The sequence below is a fragment of the Cupriavidus necator genome (genome assembly GCF_040578825.1).
GTDB classification, from domain to species: domain Bacteria; phylum Pseudomonadota; class Gammaproteobacteria; order Burkholderiales; family Burkholderiaceae; genus Cupriavidus; species Cupriavidus necator_E.
Genome location: NZ_JBEFLI010000027.1, coordinates 28,609 through 49,879 on the forward strand (window position 1 = coordinate 28,609; position 21,271 = coordinate 49,879).

The following is a 21,271-nucleotide window of genomic DNA, read 5'->3' on the forward strand; positions in this document are numbered from 1 at the left end:
CAGTATAGGGAGCCACGGCGGCGCGGAGGTTGGGCGAATTCTGCAACGTATTGCAGGCCGCGCCCTATGGCGGCCTCAGACGCAAGGGCACGCCTGCCGATGAACCAGGGTGCCTGCCCCTTCCCACGACAAGGGCAACGGTAAATGGCCAGTGGTGCTACTCTCTAAGCCGGTGATTCATCCTGGAGAGATCACGTGCCCCGCAAGACCCCCATCGAGCGCTACCGCAACATCGGCATCAGCGCGCATATCGACGCCGGCAAGACGACGACGACGGAACGCATCCTGTTCTACACGGGCGTCAACCACAAGCTGGGCGAAGTGCACGATGGCGCTGCCACCATGGACTGGATGGAGCAGGAGCAGGAGCGCGGCATTACCATCACCTCGGCCGCCACCACCGCCTTCTGGAAAGGCATGGCCGGCAATTATCCCGAGCATCGGATCAACATCATCGATACGCCGGGACACGTCGACTTCACCATCGAGGTCGAGCGCTCGATGCGCGTGCTCGATGGCGCCTGCATGGTCTACGACGCGGTGGGCGGCGTGCAGCCGCAATCCGAAACCGTCTGGCGCCAGGCCAACAAATACGCGGTACCGCGTATCGCCTTCGTCAACAAGATGGACCGGGTCGGCGCCGACTTCTTCCGCGTGCAGACGCAGATCGCCGATCGCCTCAAGGGCCGGGCCGTGCCGATCCAGATCCCGCTTGGCGCCGAGGACCACTTCCAGGGCGTGATCGACCTGGTCAAGATGAAGGCCATCGTCTGGGACGATGCCAGCCAGGGCGTGCATTTCGAATACCAGGAGGTGCCGCCCGAACTGCTGGCCACCGCGCTTGAATGGCGCGACAAGATGGTCGAGGCCGCCGCCGAAGCCGACGAGACGCTGCTCAATCAATACCTGTCGGGTGAGCCGCTGACCGAGGAACAGATCAAGCGCGGCCTGCGCAAGCGCACCATCGCCAACGAGATCGTGCCGATGTTGTGCGGCAGCGCATTCAAGAACAAGGGCGTGCAGAGCATGCTCGATGCCGTGATCGACTACCTGCCGTCGCCCGCCGATGTGCCGGCCATCCTCGGCCACACCGAGGACGATCGCGAGGCCGAGCGCCATCCCAACGACGAGGAGCCGTTCTCCGCGCTCGCCTTCAAGATCATGACCGACCCCTTCGTCGGCCAGCTGATCTTCTTCCGCGTCTATTCGGGCGTGGTCAACTCGGGCGACAGCGTCTACAACCCGCTCAAGGGCAAGCGCGAGCGCCTGGGCCGTATCCTGCAGATGCATGCCAACGTGCGCCAGGAGATCAAGGAAGTGCGCGCGGGCGACATCGCCGCCGCGGTCGGGCTGAAGGAAGCCACCACCGGCGACACGCTGTGCGACCCCGACAAGGTCATCATCCTGGAACGGATGAGCTTCCCCGAGCCCGTGATCTCGCAGGCCGTTGAGCCCAGGACCAAGGCCGACCAGGAAAAGATGGGCGTTGCGCTGGGCCGCCTGGCGCAGGAAGACCCGTCCTTTCGCGTGACCAGCGACGAGGAATCCGGCCAGACCATCATCTCCGGCATGGGCGAGCTGCACCTGGAAATCCTGGTCGACCGCATGCGCCGCGAGTTCGGCGTGGAAGCGTCGGTCGGCAAGCCGCAGGTGGCCTACCGCGAAACCATCCGCAACCCGATCAAGGACGTGGAAGGCAAGTTCATCAAGCAGTCCGGCGGGCGCGGCCAGTATGGCCACGTGGTGCTCAACCTCGAGCCGCTGCCGCATGGCGGCGGCTACGAGTTCGTCGACGCGATCAAGGGCGGCGTGGTGCCGCGCGAATTCATCCCGGCGGTGGACAAGGGCATCAAGGAAACCATGCAGTCGGGCGTGCTGGCCGGCTATCCGGTGGTCGACATCAAGGCGACGCTGGTGTTTGGTTCATACCACGATGTCGACTCGAATGAGAATGCCTTCCGCATGGCCGGCTCGATCGCCTTCAAGGAAGGCATGCGCCGCGCCAGGCCCACGCTGCTCGAACCGATGATGGCGGTGGAGGTGGAAACGCCGGAGGAATTCACCGGCAACGTCATGGGCGACCTGTCCTCGCGCCGCGGCATGGTCCACGGCATGGAAGACATTGCCGGCGGCGGGGGCAAGATCGTGCGCGCGGAGGTGCCGCTGGCAACGATGTTCGGTTACTCGACCACGCTGCGGTCTCTGACCCAGGGGCGTGCGACCTTCACGATGGAGTTCAAGCACTATGCCGAGGCGCCGGCCAATGTGGCGGAGGCGGTGATTTCGGCGAAGAAGGTGGGATAGCGGGCGGCTGCGGCATACCGGTACGATCGACTTCGTTGACGCGTCCGGCCCTTACCCCAACCCTCTCCCGCAAGCCGGAGAGGGCGCACACAGCTGGCAAACTAATGCGCATCCAGGCCCACCACCGCATTCAGCAGGCGGCGGCCGTCATCTTGAAAATCCCCTGCGCATTCCCCGCATCAAACCCCAGGTCATAACGCCTGGGCGCCGCCGCTTCTTCAGCGAAGCGATCGCGCGTGATGAACTCATAGAACGATCCCGGCACCTCGCGCTCCACCAGTTCGCCCTGCGCTCCGACGAAGGCGCGGCGCACGGTATCGGCCCGGAACGCCGTCTGCCTGACGCGGCCGCTGCGCGACACCTCGACCTTGTCCTTCATCGGCCGGCCCAGCTGCTTCTGCTGCTCGGCCAGCGCGAACACGTCGTCGACCCGATCGGTGGCGTGGTTGAAGGCGTTGCCTTCGGTGGCGATCCAGGCCATTTCGGCCGACTCACCCAGCAGCGTTTCATAGTCGGCCAGGCGCGGCACGGCATGCTGGCGCTCGAAGCACGGCACCAGCAGGCCGACCAGTGCGGCGCCGTCCGCCACATCCAGCGCGCCGTCGCGTTCCAGCTGCCACAGCAGCGTCTGTGCGCGCGGCGTCAGCGGGTCGGTGGAGGTGCTGGTGACACGGCTGACCGCGGCGCGGAACGCTTCGCTGAAACGTTCCGGATGGAATTCGCTGACGAAGAACTGGGCGATCGCTTCCGGCGCATCGGCATGCGCGTACGAGCGGCCGGTCATGCCGATGCGGTCCAGCGGATAGGTGCCGTTGAGCACGTAGCCGAGCGGGCGCAGGATGCGGGTGAAGGCGGCCTCGCCTTCGGGCAGGGCGCCGTTGTCATGCCATTTGACCGTGCGCAGCGCGCCGTGGTCGAAGGTGACCTTGCCGCCGGCGGCGGCGACGTCGTCGGTGTAGGCGCGGCCGGTGGGCACGCGCTCCAGGATGCCGCCGAACAGTGCCATGTTCAGCGCCTGGGCGATTTCGGCACGGGTGGCGCGGCCTTGCGGGTCTTGCGGCAGCGCCGCGGGCAGCTTGACCAGCGCGAGCAGTTGCGCGGCGCGGGCGGCGCCGACGTTGGCGGTGAGAAGTGTGGAGATATTGGAATTCATGGGCGCGGATGGGTGAGGACTGAGTGCGGGCGCCATGCAGGCAGCATGGCGCCGATCCGCGGGGCAGGATAGGGCCGGGCACGGGGCGCGCACAAGCGCGCATTCCGCACAACATTGTGCATGCGACGCACGACCCGCGGCGGCGCTGCTTGAACGCCCGGCCGCGCTGTGCCCCTACCGCCTTTTTTGCAACCCGCGCGAAAGAATTACCACGCCAGCGCCCGTCCCCTACGCCGCGGCACGGCCCCACGCCGCCTGCGGCGCAGGCATGGTCATTGCGCGTGCCATGCGTTCCGATCCGCTTTTCGCAAGGAGCACAGCATGCAAACCCAACCTCCCAGCAGTGAAGGCGCAGCCATCGTCGGTTCCGGCGTGGGTGAAGGCCCGGGTCCCGAAGTCATGGCGGCTTCCAGCCTTGACGGCACCAAGGCGTATTCGTCCGATGGCGAACACGTAGGCACGATCTCCGAGATCATGCTTGACGTGCCGCACGGCCGTATTGCCTACGCGGTGCTTACCACCGGCGGTTTCCTTGGCATCGGCGATACGCTGCACGCCATCCCGTGGAATGCGCTGGTGATGGACACCGACGAAAAGTGCTTCCGGATCGCCGTGACGGCGGACCGGATCAAGTCGGCGCCCGGCTTCAACAAGGATAGCTGGCCATCCATGGCCGACCCGCAGTGGGGCCAGTCCCTGCACGAGTACTACGGCCGCGATCCGTACTGGGTCAGCCCGCCGCTGTAATTCCGGCGGAAATCCGCTGTCGGCCGCCGCCCGCGCCCGGGCGGCGCCTCGCCAGGCCCTGCCGGCCGCGGCGGGCAGCTTGCTTTGCGGAGCAAGGCTAGGCAAAGTCTTGCGAGACGCACTGGCCGGCGCCTTGCCGGCGCGGCTCGGGAGACAATAATGAGGACACCCGACGGCAGCGTGACGCCCTCGCCATCTCCGCAACATCCCTCCCCGCGCACGCCTGCAGCGACAACCGCTGATGCCCCGGCTTTCCTGGCCGGCGGCGGCGACATGGGCGCGCTGATCCGCGCGCACGACTGGGCCGCCACGCCGCTGGGCGCGCCCGCGGCCTGGCCGCACAGCCTCAGGACCGCCCTCATCATGCTGACCTCGCGCCAGCCCATCTGGATCGGTTGGGGCGAGGCGCTGCACTTTTTCTACAACGACGCCTACAAATCGATCATCGGCGGCAAGCACCCCGCCGCGCTCGGCCAGCCCACTTCGGTGGTCTGGCGCGAGATCTGGCCCGACATCGGTCCGCTGCTGGCCACCGCGATGACCGGCACCGAAGGGACCCTTCGTCGAGCAGAAGCTGCTGATCATGGAGCGTAACGGCTATCCGGAAGAGACTTACTACACCTTCTCGTACAGCCCGGTGCCCAATGACCACGGCGGCACCGGCGGCATCATCTGCGCCAACAGCGACGACACCGAACGCGTGCTGGCCGAGCGCCAGCTCAACGTGCTGCGCGACGTGGCGGCATCCGCCACCGACGCGCGCACGTGGCGCGAGGCGTGCGAGCGCACCATGCGCGCGTTGTCGCGATGCCGGTGACGGCCACGCGCTGCAGCGTGCGCGCGCCGGGCTCGGCGATGTACGCGTCACCACGGAACTGGCCGCGCTGCGCCACGCCGACGAGGCCCTGCGCACCGCGCAGAAGATGGAAGCCATCGGCAAGCTGACCGGCGGCGTCGCGCATGACTTCAACAACCTGCTGCAGGTGATTGGCGGCAACCTGCAACTGCTGGCGCGCGATCTGGGCGACGATCCGGGCGCTGGGCGACGGCATCGAGATCGACACCGTGGTGGCCGGCGGCCTGTGGAATACGCTGGTCGATCCGTTCCAGGTCGAGAACGCCCTGCTGAACCTAGCGATCAACGCGCGCGACGCGATGCAGGGCCACGGGCGGCTGACCATCGAGGCACGCAACGCGTCGCTGGATGAAGGGCTGGAAGAGCTGACCGCAGCGCAGCTTGCACGTCAGCAGCCGGGCGCCGCACAGTACGTGATGCTGGCGGTCACCGATACCGGTATCGGCATGCCGCCCGAGGTGCAGGAACACGTGTTCGAGCCGTTCTTCACCACCAAGCCGGAAGGCCAGGGCACCGGTCTGGGCCTGAGCATGGTGTATGGCTTTGTCCGCCAGTCCGGCGGACACGTGAAAATCCACAGCAAACCCAGCCACGGCACCACGGTCCGGCTGTACCTGCCGCGCGTGCAGCAGGCCGAGGATCCCGACACCGAACTCGATGCCGCCGATGCGCGCGGCGGCCCTGAAACCGTGCTGGTGGTCGAGGACGATGACGCGGTGCGCGCCACCGTGGTCGACATGCTGGAAAGCCTCGGCTACCACGTGCTGCACGCGCGCGATGCGCAGGGGCGCTGGCGCTCGTCGAGCGTGGCGAGCCGGTGGACCTGCTGTTCAGCGACGTGGTGATGCCGGGCCCGCTGCGCAGCACCGAGCTGGCGCGCAGGGTGCGCGAGCGCATACCGGGCGTCGGCGTGCTGTTCACCTCGGGCTATACCGACAGCGTGATCGGCACTGCTGCGCGCCGGCGCGGTTGACGTGCTGCTGACCGATGTGTCGCTGCCGGGCGGCTCGGGCGTCGAACTCGCACTGGCCGCACGGCGGCACCATCCTGAGCTGCGCGTGGTGTTTGCCACCGGCTATGCGCTGGCGCTGACGCCGCCGCAACGCGAGGTGCTGGGCGACGTGGCGGTGCTGCGCAAGCCGTATGCGGCGCACGAGCTGTTTGGTGCGCTCTCTGGCGCGCTGTCAGGTGTCGCGGCCAGCGACAGCACTGCCACGGGCAAGCCCTGAGGCAGGAAAGCGCTCAGGCGGCGAGCAGCCAGCGCGCGGCCAGCACGGCGACGCCGATGCCAGCCACGCCAGGCAACAGGCGCGGCACCGCACGCGGCCCATAGGACAGTGCAAGCGCCACCGCAAAGGCGCTCGCCGTCAGCGTGCCGAGCCAGGCCACCGTGCCCAGCGGCCAGCCGTCGGCGCCGATATGGACCGACCACGCCAGCGCGAGCGCCAATGCACCGCCTGCCCTTAGCCGGGTCACCGTTTGCAGCGATGGCACGCTGCCGCGGCCGTGCAGGTCGGCATGGTGCCGTTCCAGCGACAGCGCCAGCGCGGCAAACCCCGCGCTCGACAGGGCAAAGGCAGCCAGCGCGTTCATGCGGCCTCCTGCCCGGCGGCCACCTTGGCGACGCCCTCGCGCGTCTGGCGCGCCGGCCGTGGCGCGGGCTGGCGCCGGCCCAGCTTCCACGCCGCTGCCCCCAGGGCAATGCCCAGCGCGAGCGTGACCAGGTCAAAGCCGGCCACCGCCGCCGGCCCGCGGCCCTGCAGCAGCGTCACGCCCAGATGCGACTGGGTGGTCAGCGCGTTAAGCAGCGGAATGCCGCCGAACAGCACCGCGCCCGCCCATAGCTGGGCACGCCACATCGCGCGCGTGGGGCGCAGTTGCGCCAGCACCGCGCAGGCGGCCCAGGCAATGAAGAACCAGCGGATCTCGGCTTCGGGGCGCTGCGCCATCTCCACCGGCAGCAGCCGGTTGGCCCAGAAGTAGCTGGCAAAGGCCACCGGCAGCCCGGCGATCGCGCCGATATTGAGCGCCTCGACCAGCCGCAAACCGAAGCCTGGCCGCGCGCCGGCGGCAAGCGCCTTCGCTTGCTGCTGGCGCGTGCGCACCGCCCACAGTATCGCGCCGGTGGCGACCATTGCCGCGCCGGCCAGCCCGCACAGGAAGAACAGCGCGCGCAGGCCCGGCGCGGCGAATCCGGCGATATGCAGACCAGTCATCACGCTGCGGGTCAGTTCGGCGGGCGGCGGGTCCTCGGCATAGGCGCGCAGCAACGTGCCGCCGGTGCCCGAGAACTCGAGCGTGGGCGCGTTGTGCGCCAGCGTATGCGGCTGGGCGCGGGTAATGGACACGGTGGCATTGGCATCGCCCGGCAGGTTAACCGCCACGCGCCGCGGCGGCTCGCCCTGCCAGCGGCGCTGGGCCTGCGCCACCATCTCGCCCACGGGCGCCAGTGCGGCTGGCGTGCCGGAGGCCGTGGGCTGCGGCGGGCGCTGCATCGCCTCGGCCTGGAACGCGCGCTGGTCGCCGCGGTACGCGGCCTCGATGCCCCACGGCATATACATGAACAGCAGCGTGACCAGCCCCGTGTAGGTGATCATCAGATGGAACGGCAGCGCCAGCACCGCCAGCGCGTTATGCGCGTCCAGCCATGAACGCTGGCCCTTGCCGCGGCGGAAAGTGAAGAAGTCCGCAAAAATGCGCCGGTGCGTGATCACGCCGCTGACGATCGCCACCAGCATGAACATGGCGCAGAAGCCGGCGATCCAGCGCGCCCACTTGGCCGGCATGTAATGCAGGTCGAAATGCAGCCGGTACAGGAACTCGCCGCCGCGCGTCTCGCGCGCGGCCTGCAGCGGCGCGCCGCTGGCCGGGTCCAGCAGCCGGGTGTCGAAGCGGCGCGGCTTGCCGTCGGCATCGCGCGGCGCGTTGGCGGGCTTGTAGAGCCACAGCACGCTGGCGGACTGACGGCGTTCGTCGGGCAGCGTGATAATCCAGCGCGCGGCATCGGGAGCCTCGCGGCTGAGATAACGCACCGAATTGTCCACCACCTGCGCCGGGGGCACGCTCGCCGCCGGTCCGGTGCGATGCAGCTCGGGCCGCATCCACAGCGAAATCTCTTCCTTGAAATAGCTCGCGGTGCCGCCGCAGAACATCAGCAGCAACACCCAGCACACCAGCAGCCCGGCCCACGTGTGCAGCCACGCCATCGATTGCCTGAAGCCCGCGCGCATCAGGCGCTCCGTCCCACCGCGAGCACCGCCCACAGCAGCAAGGCCGGCAACGCCAGCCCCGCCCATGCGCGCCACGCGCTGCGCACCGCGAAGACCCACACTGCCGCGGCGGCATAGATGGCGAAGGACAACAGCGTAGCGGCGGTGACCGCATCGGGGCGCGCCATCGGCAAGGTCACGGACAGCGCGGCAGTGACCAGCGCCGCCAGCAGGTAGCCGCCCGCAATGGCCGCGACGGCGCGCGAGGCGACGCCCGCGCGATAGCGCCAGCCGGGTGCGTGTGGCTTGCTCATCGGGACACCCGCCGGGCCGAGCGTGCGTGGACCGTGACGGGCAGCGCAGACAGCGGCATGGGTGCGATGCGGCGACGGAAGCGGTGAGCGGGACTGCTACACATGGTGTTGGACCAGAACGAATTCGTCACGAATGATAACAATTCCCATTATTGTTCTCAAGGACAGACATTGCGGCCAGGCGGAGACGCCGGGAGCGAACACAAAAAAATGCGGGCGCCTTGAAAAAATCCCCTTGTAATGAGATCGATTCCCATTTACTATTCGATCACTGCCTGACGCACGGTGCTTCACCAGCCAGGCAGGCCGGCCAGATCCAGCGCCGCCGCGGTACGCGGCCTCGCCCGGGAGCTGACAGGACAAGGATTTCCGGATGCCGCCGCGCGGCGTTCGACACCGACTTTTGTGGGGACCGCTCCGTCACGCGGAGCGTTTGGCAGTAGCCAGTCTTCGGAAGATCGGGAAAGCAACCAGACCCCGCTTTCCCGATCGCGTCTTCCGCAGGCAAGCCAAGCCGCCTTTTTATGCAGCGCGTCGTGCAGGCACGGCGCGCCGCCAGGGACGACAGGCCTGAGCGCCTGGCCGGCCCTGGCGTTTCCAGCCTGAAATTCCGCCAAGCCACAGACGCCGCCCGCGCGGCGCCAGGCCGGGCGCCGCCCTGCCCTGGCAGGGCGCCAGCCGCAGCAGCAAGCCCATGCCATCCGCCATGTCATTCGAGAGGCCCGACCCGATCCACCTCAAGCGCGCCGGCCTGAAGGCCACGTCGCCGCGGATGCGGATCCTTGAAGTGTTCCGCACCAGCGCCCGGCGCCACCTGAGCGCGGAAGACGTCTACCGCATCCTGCTCGCGCAGGACGAGGACGCCGGGCTGTCCACGGTGTACCGGGTGCTCAACCAGCTGGTACAGGCGGACATCCTGCTGCGGCACAGCTTCGAGTCCGACCACGCCGTGTTCGAACTCAATGAAGGCGGCCACCATGACCACCTGATCTGCGTCGCCTGCGGCCGCGTGGAGGAATTCCGTGACGAAGGCATCGAGCAGCGCCAGCGCCAGGTGGCCGCCGATAACGCCTTTGTTTTGCGCGAGCACATGCTGGTGCTGTACGGCGTCTGCCCGGAATGCCGCGCGGGTGCCGACGCGGCGCGCGCGCCGGAACCGCTGTCCACGCAGGCCTGAGCACCGGCCTCCCCGCGGGACTCGAGTCAACTGGCCAGAGCGCCCGCCACCGCTTGCCGCGCCCCTGCCGGAGCCATCCATGGAGCGCCTGACCAAACCCCTGTCCGAACTCAAACGCCTGCTCAGCCTGTGCCTGCGGCAGGAACCCGGCTGTCACGACTGCCAGCTACGCGCGGTATGCGTGCACCGCCCCGACCATACCGGCTGCAACTGGAGCGCCGAAGTCGATTTCCCCGAACGCACCGACGCCGACGCCGTGCGTCACCTGCGGCAAGCACGGCGTGTGGTGATGATGGTGCGTGAGCAGTACAACGTGGCCGCCGCAGCGGTGGCGGGGTCGCAGGCTGCGCATCAGTGATGCGCGATCAGTGAATCGAAGGAAAAACCGCGGCGACTCGCGACTGAATGGAAAGATGCGTCGGAAGGCGAGCGCCGGGCTCGCGCTCAGATATCGAGTTGCGCTGCAGTGATGCCGAGTGCGGCGGCAATCCGGTCGCGCGAAGCCTTGCGCAGGCGGGTGCCGTTCTCCTGCTGCGCATAGGCAGGCTGTGAAATGCCGAGCCGCGCCGCGACATCCGCCTGGGTAAGCCCAAGATGCTCGCGCCAGGCACGCACCGGCGGCACATCGTCAGCCATCACGCGCCGTACCACCTCATGCGGGATCAGGGCGGTGGCGCGCGCGTATTGCGCGACATAGTCGGCATAAGGGATCACGACAAACGCCGGCTGGCCATCCTGGCCGATGATGGTCTGGATGCTAATAGGTGCGTTCATCCCGCTTCCTCACTTCCTGGATTTCCACAATTCTTATTGCACCGTCCCAGTCGAACAGAATTCGGTAGTGACCGACTCTGAGCCGATAGCCATAGGCGTGATTCGACAGTGCCTTGACGTGCTGGCAGTCGGGCATTTGCGCCAGGTGTTCGACCGCATCAAGGATGCCGATGCGTATCGGTCTGTCGAGTTTCCGGACTTGCCTGGCGGCCTTCGTTGTCCAAAATATCGAGTTCATCACTCGAATATAAGCCTATTATAAGCAAGCTCGGCGTTTTGGCAAAGAATATAAGGCTTTTCTTATCTGCAAGAAGTCAGCGCTTGGCCATCGCCGCAGCAGCCCCAGACCGCTGCACCGCCCCACCCGTCGGCCGCAATACCAGCCAAACCGCCACGCCGATCAGCGCACCGCCCACCGCATGCGCCCACGACAGTGCCTCGCCCAGGAACAGCGCGCCCCAGACGATGCCGAACGGCGGGATCAGGAAGGTAACGGTCAGCGAGCGCACCGGGCCGAGATCGGCGATCAGGCGGTAATAGAGGATGTAGGCCAGTGCCGTGCAGAACATGCCGAGCCCCAGCATGGACGCCCACACGCCGGCGCCGGCATCGGGCAGCGTATTGTGGCGCCACAGCGAGACGGCGCAGAACGGCAGCAGGAAAAGCGTAGCGCCCACCATGCTGCCGGTGGCGACCAGACGGCTGTCCAGACCGCCGCGATCGGTGATCCAGCGCCGCGCCAGGAAGCCCGACAATCCATAGCAGGCGGTCGCGACCAGGCACGCCAGCGCGCCCAGCAGCACCTCGGCCGAGAACGCCACCGGGCCGGTGCGCGTCAGCACCGCCACCCCGGCCACCCCCAGCAGCACGCCCAGCGCCTTGGCGCGTGTCAGCCGTTCGGAGAACGCGGCCGCGCCGATCAGCACGCCCATCAGCGGCGTCATCGCGTTGAACACGGCCGAATAGCCGGCCGGCAGCCACAGCGCAGCAATCGCGTACATCGCGAACGGGATGCCGGAATTGACCACGCCCAGCACCAGCACCGCGCGCCATTTTCCACGCATGTCCCAGCGCAGCCCCAGCAATGGCAGGCACGCGGCCAGCGTGACAGCGCCGATCAGCACGCGCACGAAGGCGGTGGGCATCGGCGCCAGCACCGGGGCGCCGATGCGGATAAACAAAAAGCTGGCGCCCCAGATGGCGGCCAGCGCTAGCAGACGGGCGAAATCGGCGGGTTTCATTGGCGGATCGGGGGTGCGCTGGCCGGTGCCAGGCATGAAGAGGGTTGCGCGATTTGACACTTGTCCCGGAGCGGCCGCAAGCCGATTTCGGACCTGTGCTCGGTTCCAGGAGGTGTGGCAAGGCCCTTGGGGCCGCGGAGTATTCGATGGCGTTGACGGATCTACAACGCTGTTAGCGGCTCTTTTGAGCACGATGCTACACAAATCTCGCGCATTTTTCGTAAATTGCCTGCACCAATACCCTTCGGAGGAGGGGGACCAGAAACGGAAACGTGACAATCCGCATTCGATTAAATTAAACTCTGGTCTGCGCCAGAGTTAATTGACCCCTCCGACGCATTCCCGACAAGCCGCCAGGATTCTGGCGGCTTCTTTTTTTGTGCCGACGAAATAAAGTAGCGCATTGCGCACAAATTGGCGCTCAAGCCATTCCGGGCCGAACCTTCGCGGACAGGGCTGCCTACATCACAACTCCGGTCACAACTGCGTCACCCTGCCGCAGAACGTCTGCAACCCCGAACATCCGGGCCGCGCATGCGCGTCAACCAGCGCGGCGGCTGCCGCGTTCCCAGCCTCATGAAACGACAGTTCCTTGGCCTGCTTGCCCGCGTCTACGTCCTGCAATTCGCCCTTGAAGTCCCTGCCACGGTGGCCATGCTTGCCGACATGCTGCTGGAGTACGGCTTCCAGGTCGACATCGGCACGATCCGCCCGTTGCTGCGAACGCTGCAGATCGAGGGTTACCTGGAAAGCGTGCTGCGCGACGGCATCGGCCGTGTCTACCTGCTGACCGAACGCGGACGCGAAGAACTGACGGCCAGCCGCCAGCGCATCGACGAGCTGTACCGTCGCCTGCATGCGGGCGCGCCGGATACAGATGAAGCGCCGCGCCAGGCCTGAACCGGCGGCCCCCAATCCCACCTTGCTATGACGGCACTGACAGCACGCAAGCGTACCCGTTTCTGCGAAGCCCGCCCGCGCCATCCGCTGCGCGGATTCTCCCCGCTTACGTCTTCCCTGCCTTGCCTGCGTAGCGCCTGCTCAGTTCGGCAAGAATGCGGCCGCGGTTGGCGCTGGCCCAGCCGAAGTCGCTCCTGATCGGGCCGTTACACGATTTTTTGAGTCCTCGTGGCGTGCACCTCTGCCGGTTTTGCATCGGAGAGCCGGAAACCCGTCTGCAGCACCTCCCGCAACACTTCCGGCGCCACCCCCTGCGAAAACAGGAACCCCTGCGCCCCATCGCATCCCTGCTCGCGCAGGAACGCGAACTGCGCCGCCGTTTCGACGCCTTCGGCAATCACCTTCAGGTGAAGCTGGTGCCCCAGCGCGATGATGGCCGCCGCCACGGCCTGGTCGTGGCCGGGGGTGTCCACGCCGTCGACAAAGGACTTGTCGATCTTCAACCGGCTGATCGGCAGCCGGGTCAGGTAGTTGAGGCCCGAGTAACCGGTGCCGAAGTCGTCGATCGATACCCCCACGCCAAGCTCGCGCAGCCGGCGGAAGGTCTCGATGGTGGTCTCGCCGCCGTCCACCAGGATGCCTTCGGTGACCTCGATCACCAGCCCCTGCGGCGGCAGGCCGGCCTGTTGCAGGCAGCGCGCCACGGTGTCGGGAAAATTGGCCTGGCGTAGCTGCAGCGGCGAGATATTGACCGCCACTTCGATCTCGCACGCAAGTTCCAGGCGCAGCGCCTGGATTTCGCGGCAGGCGGTGGCCAGGGTCCATTCGCCCAGCGGGGCGACCAGGCCGCTCTGCTCGGCGATGGGGATGAACTCCGACGGCTGCATCGGGCCGCGTTCCCGAGTATCCCAACCGATCAGCGCCTCGACGCCGGTGATGGCGAGCGTGGCGGTATCGACGATGGGCTGGTAGCGCAGGCGGAATTCGTTGCCGGCCAGCGCGCGGCGCAGCAGCCCTTCGATGGTGAAGCGCGCCAGCGAGGCCTCGGCCATTTCGCTGGCAAAGCGGCAAAGCTGCGCGCGCCCGCCCTGCTTGGCGGCGTAGACGGCGGCGTCGGCGGCCTTGAGCAGGTCGGTCAGTGAATCGCCATCGTCCGGGAACACCGCCATGCCGATCGACGGCGTCACCCGCAAGCGCTGCCCGCCGGCCTGCAGTTCTTCATTGACGCGCGCCTGCAGCTTGGCGGCAATCAGCTCGGCCTCGCTGTCATGGCGCAGGCCGCCCAGCACCACGCCGAATTCATCGCCCCCCATGCGCGCCACCAGGTCACCCTGGCGCACCGCGCCCTTGAGGCGGTCGGCCATGGTGCGCAGCACGTCATCACCCACTGGGTGGCCGAGCGAGTCGTTGATGTGCTTGAAGTGGTCGAGGTCGAGCAGCAGCAGCGCCACGCGCTCGCCGTGGCGGCGCGCGTGCAGCAGCAGCGGTTGCGCGCGCTCGTTCAGTTCGGCGCGGTTGGGCAGGCCGGTGAGCGGATCGTGCAGCGCCAGGTGGCGGATGTATTCGTCGACGCGGCGGCGCTCGGTCAGGTCGTAGGCGATGGCCTGATAGCCGGGCGAAGGTGCGGCCGAGGGGGCCAGCGAGCCCGCTGCATCCGCCATCGCAGGTGTCACCGCCGACAAAGCGGTCACCGCCATCTGCACCGGCATGCGCGAGCCGCCCTTGCGCACCCAGGTCCATTCGCGTTCGTCGGTCAGGCCCAGCCGCGCCTTGGCCACCAGCGCGGGCAGCCCGGTCGGGACCGGCTCGCCCAGCTCCTGCCTCAGAGCCCGCGCATGGGCGGCCAGCTCGTCGGCGACATGCAGGCCGTTCATGGGCATGCGGCCCACCAGCTCGGCCGCGGTGTACCACAACATGCGCTCGCCCTCCGGGTTGATGCCCGTGATCAGGCCATCGTCATCGAAGGTGATCACGCCGAACCTGGCATGGTCGAGCAGCCCGGCATAGCGCGCGGCATGCATCGCGCTGCGTTGCTGCGCCTGGCGCTGAGGCTCCAGGTCGGTGATGGCCCACAGCCAGTGCGCGGCGCCGCCCTCGGCCGCCGGCAGCCGTGCCGCGCCGGCGCGCAGCGCGAAGCGGCTGCCGTCGTCGCGCATGCCGGTCAGTTCGCGCTGCGCCGCCGCCGGCGCCGCCGTGCCGCCGGGAACCACGCCGGTGGCGCCCGTCACCAGCGTGTCGAAGCTGCGCCCGGCAAGCGCCGCGGCAGCGGTGCCAAAGAGTTGCCCGGCGCGCTCGCTGGCGCGCATCACCACGCCCTGCGCATCGGTCAGGACAAAGCCGTCCGCCGCTTGCGCCATGCAGGCCTGCAACAACGCGCTGTCGTCTTCCCAGGCATGGACCGCCTGCGCCTCGCGTTGCCGCGCCGTGCTGCGCTGGCGCGCCAGCGCGTAAGTGAGCCAGGCCAGCAGCGCCGTGGCGAGCGTGCCGGCGACCAGCGCCATGCGCGCCTGGCGCGGACCATACGCGGCCTCGAACGCGGGCCGCGTGGCCGCGCGCAGCGTCCAGGTGCCGCCGCCATACTGGATCTGGCGCTCGCCTTGCAGCAGCGGCACGAGCCCGTCGTCACGGCGTTCGCCCTCGGTGGGGCCGCCGGACAACAGCGCACCGGATCCCGCCGGCGTGCCTTCATACAGCGAGATCTCCAGCTCGCCCGCCGCCGGCGCGGCCACCGCCCGCACCAGGTCGCCCAGGCGCAGCGACACGTAGACATAGCCCACCACCGCCTGGCGCCGCTGCGCCACGGTGCTGACCGCCACGCCGTCGCCATAGAGCGGCAGGAACAGCAGCGCGCCGCGCTGGCGCTCCGGTGCCTCTGACTCGCGGATCAGTTCCAGCCCGCGCGTGAGGCGCGCTTCGCCGCTGTCGCGGGCGGCTTCGAGCGCGGCGCGGCGGGTCGGCTCGGACAGCATGTCGAAGCCGGCGGCGCGCGCGTTGCGGCCAGCCAGCGGTTCGATATAGAAGATCGGCGCATAGAGCTCGCGTGCGCCCGCAGGACGGACGCCGTAATCGGCAAGCCCTTCGGCACGCGCGGCTGCCTCGAGCCGCGGCACCTGCTTCGGCGAGGCCAGCGGTGCGTAGCCGATCGACTGCGTACCCGCGGGAAGCTCGTCGAGCTGGGCGGTATAGAGATAGTTGCGCCATTGCGCGCGCGAAGTGGCCGGATTGGCCGTCATCAGGCCGGCCACGCCGCGCAGCAGGCGTTCGTTCGCCAGCATGCGCTCGCGCAGCGCGCTGCCAGCCTGCCCCAGCAGCACGTCGAAATGCTGCTGCGCGAGCTGGTGCTCCAGCCGCAAAGCCTGGCGCCACGCCCCCGCCGTGAGCAGCGCACCGCCTGTCGCGACCAGCAGCGACAGCAAGGCAGGGGAAAGCGCAGTCAGTCTCATGGTCGATTGGTTCGGGCATGCGCACCAACGCAATGACCCACATTAACGGCGCACTATACCGTGGCAGGCCTTGCCGGCACACCCCCCGCGGGCCGCCCTGAGGCCGGGATCGATACCGGGCGGGGCAACGTCAGGGGCAACGCATCATCGGGGGTCGCTGTCAAACCCGGTTTGCCCGCCTGCTCCGCCGCGGCGGGGTGTGGTAGGGTTGCATCGCAGCCGCCCCCCCGCGACGCGCGTCTGCATCCGCCGGCTGCCGGCGAGCCATACCGGCTCCATGGCCCCACGGCGCCCGCCCCCGGGCCCGCCACACCGGTTTGCGCCCAACTTTCGCCCACATGCACGTCTACACGCCCACGCTGAAAGCGCGCATTGCGATCATTACCACCGTGCTCGCCGCGGTATTTGGCACCGGCATCATCCTGGTGGCCCTGTACGACGCGCACCGTGACCTGCATGCTGCACTGCAGGACCAGCAGGATTCCGTCGTCAAGCTGACCACCGACCAGCTCGACACCGCCATGGACGACCGCATCATGCTGCTGTCGCACCAGGCCGATCAGATCGGCAATCTCCTTGCGCAGGCGCGCGGGGCGCAGGCCGCCGCGGTACGGCAGCGCGTGCTGGATACGCTGACCGCGGCGATTCCTGTGCCTGGCGCCTTCAACGCGCTGCTGGTCGCCGACATGCAGGGCAATATCGTCAGCACCAGCGGGCCGGCCGCCGAGGTCAGCGACCGCGGCTACTTCCGCGAGGCCGCGCGCTCGCTGGCACCTGTGGTCTCGCCGCCGATCCGCTCGCGCACCACCGGCCGCCTTGGGGTGCTGGTGGCGGTGCCGGTGCTGTCGGCGCAGCGGACCTTCGTTGGCCTGGTGGCCGGCTGGCTCGACATGTCGAGCGCGAATTTCATGGTCGAGATCCTGCATAACCGGCTCGGCACCACCGGCTATTACTGCCTGGTGTCGGCCGGGCGGGAACCGGTCTATATCCGCCATCCCGATCCGACGCAGGCGCGCCAGCCCGCGCTGCCGGTCAACGACACCTGCGGCGAGGACGACAGCCCCGCGCAGTTTGAGTTCATCACGCCGGCGCGGCCGGTGATCGCGCGCTACCTGATGTCGACCACCGGCTGGGAACTGGTGGCACTGCTGCCGGCGCGCGAAGCCTACGCGCCGCTGCACCAGATGCAGCAACGCTTCCTGAGCATGGCGGGGGTGGCAATGGCGGCAGTGGCGCTGCTGATCTGGCTGGCGGTGCGGCGCCAGCTCGCGCCGCTGACGCGGCTGCACAAGGTCGTGCTGGCCAGCACCAATGACCTGTCAGCCTTCGAGCGCCTGCCCACGCGGCAGCAGCGCGACGAGATCGGCGACCTGTCGCGCGCCTTCATCAAGCTGATGCGCGACGTGCGCGACCGCCGCCAGGCACTGGACCGCAGCGAACGGCGCCTGCGCGCGGTCACCGACACGCTGCCGTCGCTGCTGGCCTTTATCGACACCGAAGAGCGCTACGTCTTCAACAACCTGGCCTACGAGCATGTCTTCGGCCTGAAACCGGAGGAACTGCGCGGCAGGACCATGCGCGAGGTGCTGGGCGAAGCGCGCTATGCGCGCGCGCAGCCGTTCCTGCAGCGCGCGCTGGCGGGCGCGGCGGTGACCTTCGAGGCCGAGGAGCACGATCCCGAATACCACTGCATGGAAACCAGCTTCCGGCCGGAATGGAGTGCCGATGGCAGCGAGGTGGTGGGCGTGCATATCCATGTGCAGGACATCACCCAGCGCAAGCTGGAGACCCAGCGGCTGGCGCGCATGTCCCGCACCGATCACCTCACGCAACTAATGAACCGTAGCGCCTTCGACAGCCAGTTGCAGGCGGCGATGGCGCGCAGCCGCGAGCACGGTACGCTGATGGCGCTGCTGTACCTCGACATGGATCGCTTCAAGGCCGTCAACGATATCCACGGCCACGCCGCGGGCGACCTGCTGCTGCAGGCGTTTGCCCGGCGCGTGCGCGCCTGCGTGCGCGACAGCGATACCGTGGCGCGGCTGGGCGGCGACGAGTTCGCGGTGGTGCTGGAGGATATCGGCCAGCCGGCGGTGGCGCGCCGCGTGGCTGAGGCGATCCTGCAGGCGATGGACGAGCCCTTCCACTTCGAGGGCGTGCCGGCCGACGTGGATGTCAGCATCGGCGTAGCCCTCTACCAGGGCGGTCCCGTGCAGGACCGCGAACTGATGCGGCTGGCCGACGTGCTGCTATACCGCGCCAAGGGCGCGGGCCGCGGCCGCTATGAGATCGGCCCGCCGGAACTGGCGGACGAACCTGCCCCGCAGTCAGTCCGTCAGTGAATGGTGCCGCGGGGCTTGCCCGGTGCCGGCCCGCCGGCCGCCTCCGCGCCCTCGGGCTCGAACGGCACATGGCGTCCGTCGCTGGACTGGTAGCCTAGCTGCGCATCGGCGCCCAGCATCTTCTCCCACGCGATCATGGCCTGCGCCACGGCTTCGGGCGCGCCCTTGAACACCACCACGTCGTTGCCGCAGTTGGGGCATTCGCCGCCGAACACGGCATCGATGCCGGGCAAGCCGGGCACATCGAGCGTATCGAAGGTGGTAAATGCGGTCTTGCAATGGCCGCAGACAAGCTGCGCCGGGCGCAAGGCCTCAACCTTTGCGCGTGCCTGTGCCGCACGCTCCTCGGGGGTACCCCGCCGTTTCGCCTCGCCCATGATGTGCCTTCCTTCCCCGTGCTGCCGGTGTGTGTGGTTATGCATTGCGCCGGCCGTTGCGGCCGGACCGTGCGGATGCCTGTTAGATGCGATGGCGGGGGTGGTGGTGCCCGGCCATCGCATCAGGGAGCCGAAGGTGATGCCGGCGCGGCCCGCGGCCCGCCATCCCGAAACGCTTCGTGCAGGCCGCATTGTAACCAGCGCCGTGCTGCAATTACCGGGCCGACAGGAACCATTGCCGCCTGCTATTGTGAATAACGATGCCCCGTGCGGGCGCGGATGCGCCGCTGCCGGCACCGCGGGCATGCCAGCCGCACCGCGCCACGCCGCCAGCGGGCATTGCCCATGCGCCGCCTTGCCGGCCGGTGCCGGCTTGTCACACTCCGCCACCTACCCCCAAGGAGGAAGCTCCATGATCCGACCCACCGTGCAGGAAAACGCCGCCCGCTACGCCGACTGCATCGCCGCCTGCAATGCCGCGTCGGCCGCCGCGCTCAAGTGCGCGGCCGCCTGCCTGGAAGAACAGGATGTGCGCAAGATGGCGCGCTGCATCGCGCTGGACATGGATTGCGCCGGCATTGCCCAGCTCGCCGCGTCGTACATGCTGCGCAACAGCGAGTTCGCGCCACTGGTATGCGAGGACTGCGCCGAGGTCTGCAAGTGGTGCAAGGAAGAATGCGAGCGCCATGACGCCGAGCACTGCCAGGAATGCGCGCGCGCCTGCGCGGTCTGCATGGAGCAGTGTCTGAAGGCGACCGCGTAGCGCCAGCCTGCGGCGGCCGTCCCCCGGCTGCCGTTCCGCTTGCGACGACCAGCGCACGCCTGCGCGCCGCCGGCGGTGAGGCGGTATTCTGATGGACAACGCGCGCCGGCCCCCGCGCCGGTGTGTCGGCCTGCGCGCCACGCGACGTCGCACCAGCCGCCCCCTGCCTTGCAAAGGAGTCTGTCCATGTCCGACCCGTCCACCTCCAACACCCGCATCGAGAAAGACAGCCTGGGCGATGTCCCCGTGCCCGCCGACCACCTGTGGGGGGCGCAGACCGAGCGCTCGCGCCGGAACTTCCGCATCGGCACGGAAAAGATGCCGCCGTCCCTGATCGAGGCCTTCGCCATCCTGAAGCTGTGCGCCGCGCGCGCCAACCGGCAGCTGGGCGTGCTCCAGCCCGAGCTGGCACAGGCGATCGAGCAGGCCGCCGGCGAGGTCATCGAAGGCCGCTGGCCGCAGGAGTTCCCGCTGTCGGTCTGGCAGACGGGTTCGGGCACGCAGACCAACATGAACCTGAACGAGGTCATCGCGAACCGGGCCATCCAGCTGCTTGGCGGCGAGGTCGGCAGCAAGAAGCCGGTGCACCCGAACGACCACGTCAACGCCAGCCAGTCGTCCAACGACAGCTTCCCGACCGCGATGCATATCGCCGCCACGCGCGCGATCCGGCAGGAGCTGCTGCCGGCGCTGGAGCAGCTGCAGCAGACTTTCGCGCGCAAGGTGGAAGCCTTTGCCGATATCGTCAAGGTCGGCCGCACCCATCTGCAGGACGCGGTGCCGCTGACGCTGGGGCAGGAATTCTCCGGCTACATGACGCAGGTGGCCGATGCGCAGTCGCGGCTGCAGCAGGCCATGCTGCGCGCGATGCCGGTGGCGCAGGGCGGCACCGCGGTGGGCACCGGCCTGAACGCGCCGCATGGCTTTGCCGCGGCGTTCGCGCGCGCGCTGGCGGACTACACCGGCCTGCCGTTCGAGCCCGCGCCCAACCGCTATGCGCTGCAGGCCTCGCACGACGCGCTGGCCGACCTGTCGGGTGCGCTCAATACCACCGCGTCATCGTTCCTGAAGATCGCCCGCGACTTCATGCTGCTGGGCTCCGGCCCGCGCGCGGGTTTTGCCGAGCTGGTGCTGCCGGCCAACGAGCCGGGCTCGTCGATCATGCCCGGCAAGGTCAACCCGACCCAGGCCGAGGCGCTGGCGATGGTGTGCTGCCGCGTGATCGGCAACCACACCACGGTGACGCTGGCCAACGGGCTCGGCACGCTGGAGCTCAATGCCTACAAGCCGGTGATCATCTACAGCGTGCTGCAGTCGGTATCGCTGCTGGCCGGCGCGGCATCGAGCTTTGCCGAGCATATGGTCGAAGGCGTGGAGGCTGACCGCGAGCGCATTGCCGAGCTGCTGGAGCGCTCGCTGATGCCGGTCACGGCGCTCAACCCGCATATCGGCTACGACAAGGCCGCGGAGATCGCCAAGCTGGCGGTCAAGCGCAACCTGTCGCTGCGCGAGGCGGCGATCGAGTCGGGGCATGTCACCGAGGAGCAGTTCGCCGAGTGGATCGACTTGAAGGGGATGACGCGCGAGGTGTAGAGGGCGCTGCACGGGGTGGCGATTGTTAAGCATGGCTGCCTAATCCGTCCAATCTTCACCCATTTATCCAAGTACAGC

17 protein-coding genes and 2 pseudogenes are annotated in these 21,271 nt (G+C 68.3%); 10 read left to right on the forward strand and 9 right to left on the reverse strand.

Translation table 11 applies throughout. The features are described from left to right. The first annotated feature begins 195 nt into the window (after nt 1–195). A complete protein-coding gene (gene fusA, locus AB1I47_RS15330) occupies nt 196–2,304 on the forward strand; it encodes an elongation factor G (RefSeq protein WP_354684598.1) in 2,109 nt (702 codons plus the stop codon). 130 nt (nt 2,305–2,434) lie between these two features. On the opposite strand, the gene AB1I47_RS15335 is transcribed toward fusA, so the two are convergent. Further along, complete coding sequence (locus AB1I47_RS15335; RefSeq protein WP_354684599.1) at nt 2,435–3,457, reverse strand: DUF1338 domain-containing protein; 1,023 nt, start codon at nt 3,455–3,457, stop codon at nt 2,435–2,437. A gap of 321 nt (nt 3,458–3,778) precedes the next feature. Here AB1I47_RS15335 and AB1I47_RS15340 point away from each other — a divergent pair, with 321 nt between their 5' ends. The 3 genes and pseudogenes from AB1I47_RS15340 to AB1I47_RS15355 form a co-directional block, all read left to right on the forward strand. Beyond that, entirely contained in the window at nt 3,779–4,204 is a 426-nt protein-coding gene (locus AB1I47_RS15340) for a PRC-barrel domain-containing protein (RefSeq protein WP_354684600.1), read from the forward strand. A gap of 273 nt (nt 4,205–4,477) precedes the next feature. Continuing rightward, a pseudogene (locus tag AB1I47_RS33830) lies at nt 4,478–5,006 on the forward strand (PAS domain-containing protein); the annotation flags it as partial. Between the two features lie 43 nt (nt 5,007–5,049). Beyond that, nucleotides 5,050–6,289 (forward strand): annotated as a pseudogene (locus AB1I47_RS15355) (ATP-binding protein); the annotation flags it as partial. Between the two features lie 13 nt (nt 6,290–6,302). Here AB1I47_RS15355 and AB1I47_RS15360 read toward each other — a convergent pair. The 3 genes from AB1I47_RS15360 to AB1I47_RS15370 are packed head-to-tail and all read right to left on the reverse strand — an operon-like array spanning nt 6,303 to nt 8,583. Further along, the gene (locus tag AB1I47_RS15360) at nt 6,303–6,653 is read right to left on the reverse strand and encodes a DUF3325 domain-containing protein (protein ID WP_354684603.1); all 351 of its coding nucleotides are present in this window, start codon (nt 6,651–6,653) and stop codon (nt 6,303–6,305) included. Continuing rightward, on the reverse strand, nt 6,650–8,290 hold the full coding sequence (locus AB1I47_RS15365) for a PepSY-associated TM helix domain-containing protein (RefSeq protein WP_354684604.1): 1,641 nt from the start codon (nt 8,288–8,290) through the stop codon (nt 6,650–6,652). Before AB1I47_RS15365 ends, AB1I47_RS15360 begins: the two co-directional genes overlap by 4 nt. Next, on the reverse strand, nt 8,290–8,583 hold the full coding sequence (locus AB1I47_RS15370; protein WP_354684605.1) for a DUF3649 domain-containing protein: 294 nt from the start codon (nt 8,581–8,583) through the stop codon (nt 8,290–8,292). Before AB1I47_RS15370 ends, AB1I47_RS15365 begins: the two co-directional genes overlap by 1 nt. 694 nt (nt 8,584–9,277) lie before the next feature. Here AB1I47_RS15370 and fur point away from each other — a divergent pair. Beyond that, nucleotides 9,278–9,760 carry a ferric iron uptake transcriptional regulator gene (gene fur / locus AB1I47_RS15375; protein ID WP_354684606.1) on the forward strand — a complete coding sequence of 161 codons (483 nt, stop codon included), beginning with the start codon at nt 9,278–9,280 and terminating at the stop codon, nt 9,758–9,760. A 79-nt stretch (nt 9,761–9,839) separates the two neighbouring features. Then, nucleotides 9,840–10,118, forward strand: coding sequence for a hypothetical protein (locus tag AB1I47_RS15380; RefSeq protein ID WP_354684607.1), 279 nt, complete (start codon nt 9,840–9,842; stop codon nt 10,116–10,118). Nucleotides 10,119–10,204: 86 nt separating this feature from the next. On the opposite strand, the gene AB1I47_RS15385 is transcribed toward AB1I47_RS15380, so the two are convergent. The 3 genes from AB1I47_RS15385 to AB1I47_RS15395 all read right to left on the reverse strand — a co-directional run bounded on the left by AB1I47_RS15385 (nt 10,205) and on the right by AB1I47_RS15395 (nt 11,775). Continuing rightward, nucleotides 10,205–10,534 (reverse strand): helix-turn-helix domain-containing protein, encoded by a 330-nt coding sequence (locus AB1I47_RS15385; RefSeq protein WP_354684608.1) that lies wholly within the window; start codon nt 10,532–10,534, stop codon nt 10,205–10,207. Continuing rightward, nucleotides 10,518–10,772: a type II toxin-antitoxin system RelE family toxin gene (locus tag AB1I47_RS15390; protein WP_354684609.1), complete on the reverse strand. Its 255-nt coding sequence runs from the start codon at nt 10,770–10,772 to the stop codon at nt 10,518–10,520. The genes AB1I47_RS15385 and AB1I47_RS15390 overlap by 17 nt, the downstream gene beginning before the upstream one ends. Before the next feature lie 76 nt (nt 10,773–10,848). After that, nucleotides 10,849–11,775, reverse strand: coding sequence for a DMT family transporter (locus AB1I47_RS15395; RefSeq protein ID WP_354684610.1), 927 nt, complete (start codon nt 11,773–11,775; stop codon nt 10,849–10,851). A gap of 576 nt (nt 11,776–12,351) precedes the next feature. Between AB1I47_RS15395 and AB1I47_RS15400 the strand changes: the two genes are divergently transcribed. Beyond that, nucleotides 12,352–12,675 carry a PadR family transcriptional regulator gene (locus tag AB1I47_RS15400; protein WP_354684611.1) on the forward strand — a complete coding sequence of 108 codons (324 nt, stop codon included), beginning with the start codon at nt 12,352–12,354 and terminating at the stop codon, nt 12,673–12,675. 206 nt (nt 12,676–12,881) lie between these two features. On the opposite strand, the gene AB1I47_RS15405 is transcribed toward AB1I47_RS15400, so the two are convergent. Beyond that, on the reverse strand, nt 12,882–16,118 hold the full coding sequence (locus AB1I47_RS15405) for a bifunctional diguanylate cyclase/phosphodiesterase (protein WP_354684612.1): 3,237 nt from the start codon (nt 16,116–16,118) through the stop codon (nt 12,882–12,884). Nucleotides 16,119–16,456: 338 nt separating this feature from the next. Between AB1I47_RS15405 and AB1I47_RS15410 the strand changes: the two genes are divergently transcribed. Continuing rightward, a complete protein-coding gene (locus AB1I47_RS15410) occupies nt 16,457–18,460 on the forward strand; it encodes a sensor domain-containing diguanylate cyclase (protein ID WP_354684613.1) in 2,004 nt (667 codons plus the stop codon). Here AB1I47_RS15410 and AB1I47_RS15415 read toward each other — a convergent pair. Next, nucleotides 18,454–18,837: a hypothetical protein gene (locus AB1I47_RS15415; RefSeq protein WP_354684614.1), complete on the reverse strand. Its 384-nt coding sequence runs from the start codon at nt 18,835–18,837 to the stop codon at nt 18,454–18,456. The two genes, AB1I47_RS15410 and AB1I47_RS15415, sit on opposite strands and share 7 nt — an antisense overlap. Before the next feature lie 412 nt (nt 18,838–19,249). Here AB1I47_RS15415 and AB1I47_RS15420 point away from each other — a divergent pair, with 412 nt between their 5' ends. Together AB1I47_RS15420 and fumC are read left to right on the forward strand one after the other, a co-directional pair. Then, nucleotides 19,250–19,600 carry a four-helix bundle copper-binding protein gene (locus AB1I47_RS15420; RefSeq protein ID WP_354684615.1) on the forward strand — a complete coding sequence of 117 codons (351 nt, stop codon included), beginning with the start codon at nt 19,250–19,252 and terminating at the stop codon, nt 19,598–19,600. Nucleotides 19,601–19,786: 186 nt separating this feature from the next. Further along, nucleotides 19,787–21,193, forward strand: coding sequence for a class II fumarate hydratase (gene fumC, locus AB1I47_RS15425; protein WP_354684616.1), 1,407 nt, complete (start codon nt 19,787–19,789; stop codon nt 21,191–21,193). Nucleotides 21,194–21,271: the final 78 nt, after the last annotated feature.

Excerpts from the sequence above, each read along its gene's own strand:
- AB1I47_RS15335 (WP_354684599.1), bottom strand. The coding sequence starts at position 3,457 with ATGAATTCCAATATCTCCACACTTCTCACCGCCAACGTCGGCGCCGCC.
- AB1I47_RS15340 (WP_354684600.1), top strand. The coding sequence starts at position 3,779 with ATGCAAACCCAACCTCCCAGCAGTGAAGGCGCAGCCATCGTCGGTTCC.
- AB1I47_RS15360 (WP_354684603.1), bottom strand. The coding sequence starts at position 6,653 with ATGAACGCGCTGGCTGCCTTTGCCCTGTCGAGCGCGGGGTTTGCCGCG.
- AB1I47_RS15365 (WP_354684604.1), bottom strand. The coding sequence starts at position 8,290 with ATGCGCGCGGGCTTCAGGCAATCGATGGCGTGGCTGCACACGTGGGCC.
- AB1I47_RS15370 (WP_354684605.1), bottom strand. The coding sequence starts at position 8,583 with ATGAGCAAGCCACACGCACCCGGCTGGCGCTATCGCGCGGGCGTCGCC.
- fur (WP_354684606.1), top strand. The coding sequence starts at position 9,278 with ATGCCATCCGCCATGTCATTCGAGAGGCCCGACCCGATCCACCTCAAG.
- AB1I47_RS15380 (WP_354684607.1), top strand. The coding sequence starts at position 9,840 with ATGGAGCGCCTGACCAAACCCCTGTCCGAACTCAAACGCCTGCTCAGC.
- AB1I47_RS15385 (WP_354684608.1), bottom strand. The coding sequence starts at position 10,534 with ATGAACGCACCTATTAGCATCCAGACCATCATCGGCCAGGATGGCCAG.
- AB1I47_RS15390 (WP_354684609.1), bottom strand. The coding sequence starts at position 10,772 with ATGAACTCGATATTTTGGACAACGAAGGCCGCCAGGCAAGTCCGGAAA.
- AB1I47_RS15395 (WP_354684610.1), bottom strand. The coding sequence starts at position 11,775 with ATGAAACCCGCCGATTTCGCCCGTCTGCTAGCGCTGGCCGCCATCTGG.
- AB1I47_RS15400 (WP_354684611.1), top strand. The coding sequence starts at position 12,352 with ATGAAACGACAGTTCCTTGGCCTGCTTGCCCGCGTCTACGTCCTGCAA.
- AB1I47_RS15405 (WP_354684612.1), bottom strand. The coding sequence starts at position 16,118 with ATGAGACTGACTGCGCTTTCCCCTGCCTTGCTGTCGCTGCTGGTCGCG.
- AB1I47_RS15410 (WP_354684613.1), top strand. The coding sequence starts at position 16,457 with ATGCACGTCTACACGCCCACGCTGAAAGCGCGCATTGCGATCATTACC.
- AB1I47_RS15415 (WP_354684614.1), bottom strand. The coding sequence starts at position 18,837 with ATGGGCGAGGCGAAACGGCGGGGTACCCCCGAGGAGCGTGCGGCACAG.
- AB1I47_RS15420 (WP_354684615.1), top strand. The coding sequence starts at position 19,250 with ATGATCCGACCCACCGTGCAGGAAAACGCCGCCCGCTACGCCGACTGC.
- fumC (WP_354684616.1), top strand. The coding sequence starts at position 19,787 with ATGTCCGACCCGTCCACCTCCAACACCCGCATCGAGAAAGACAGCCTG.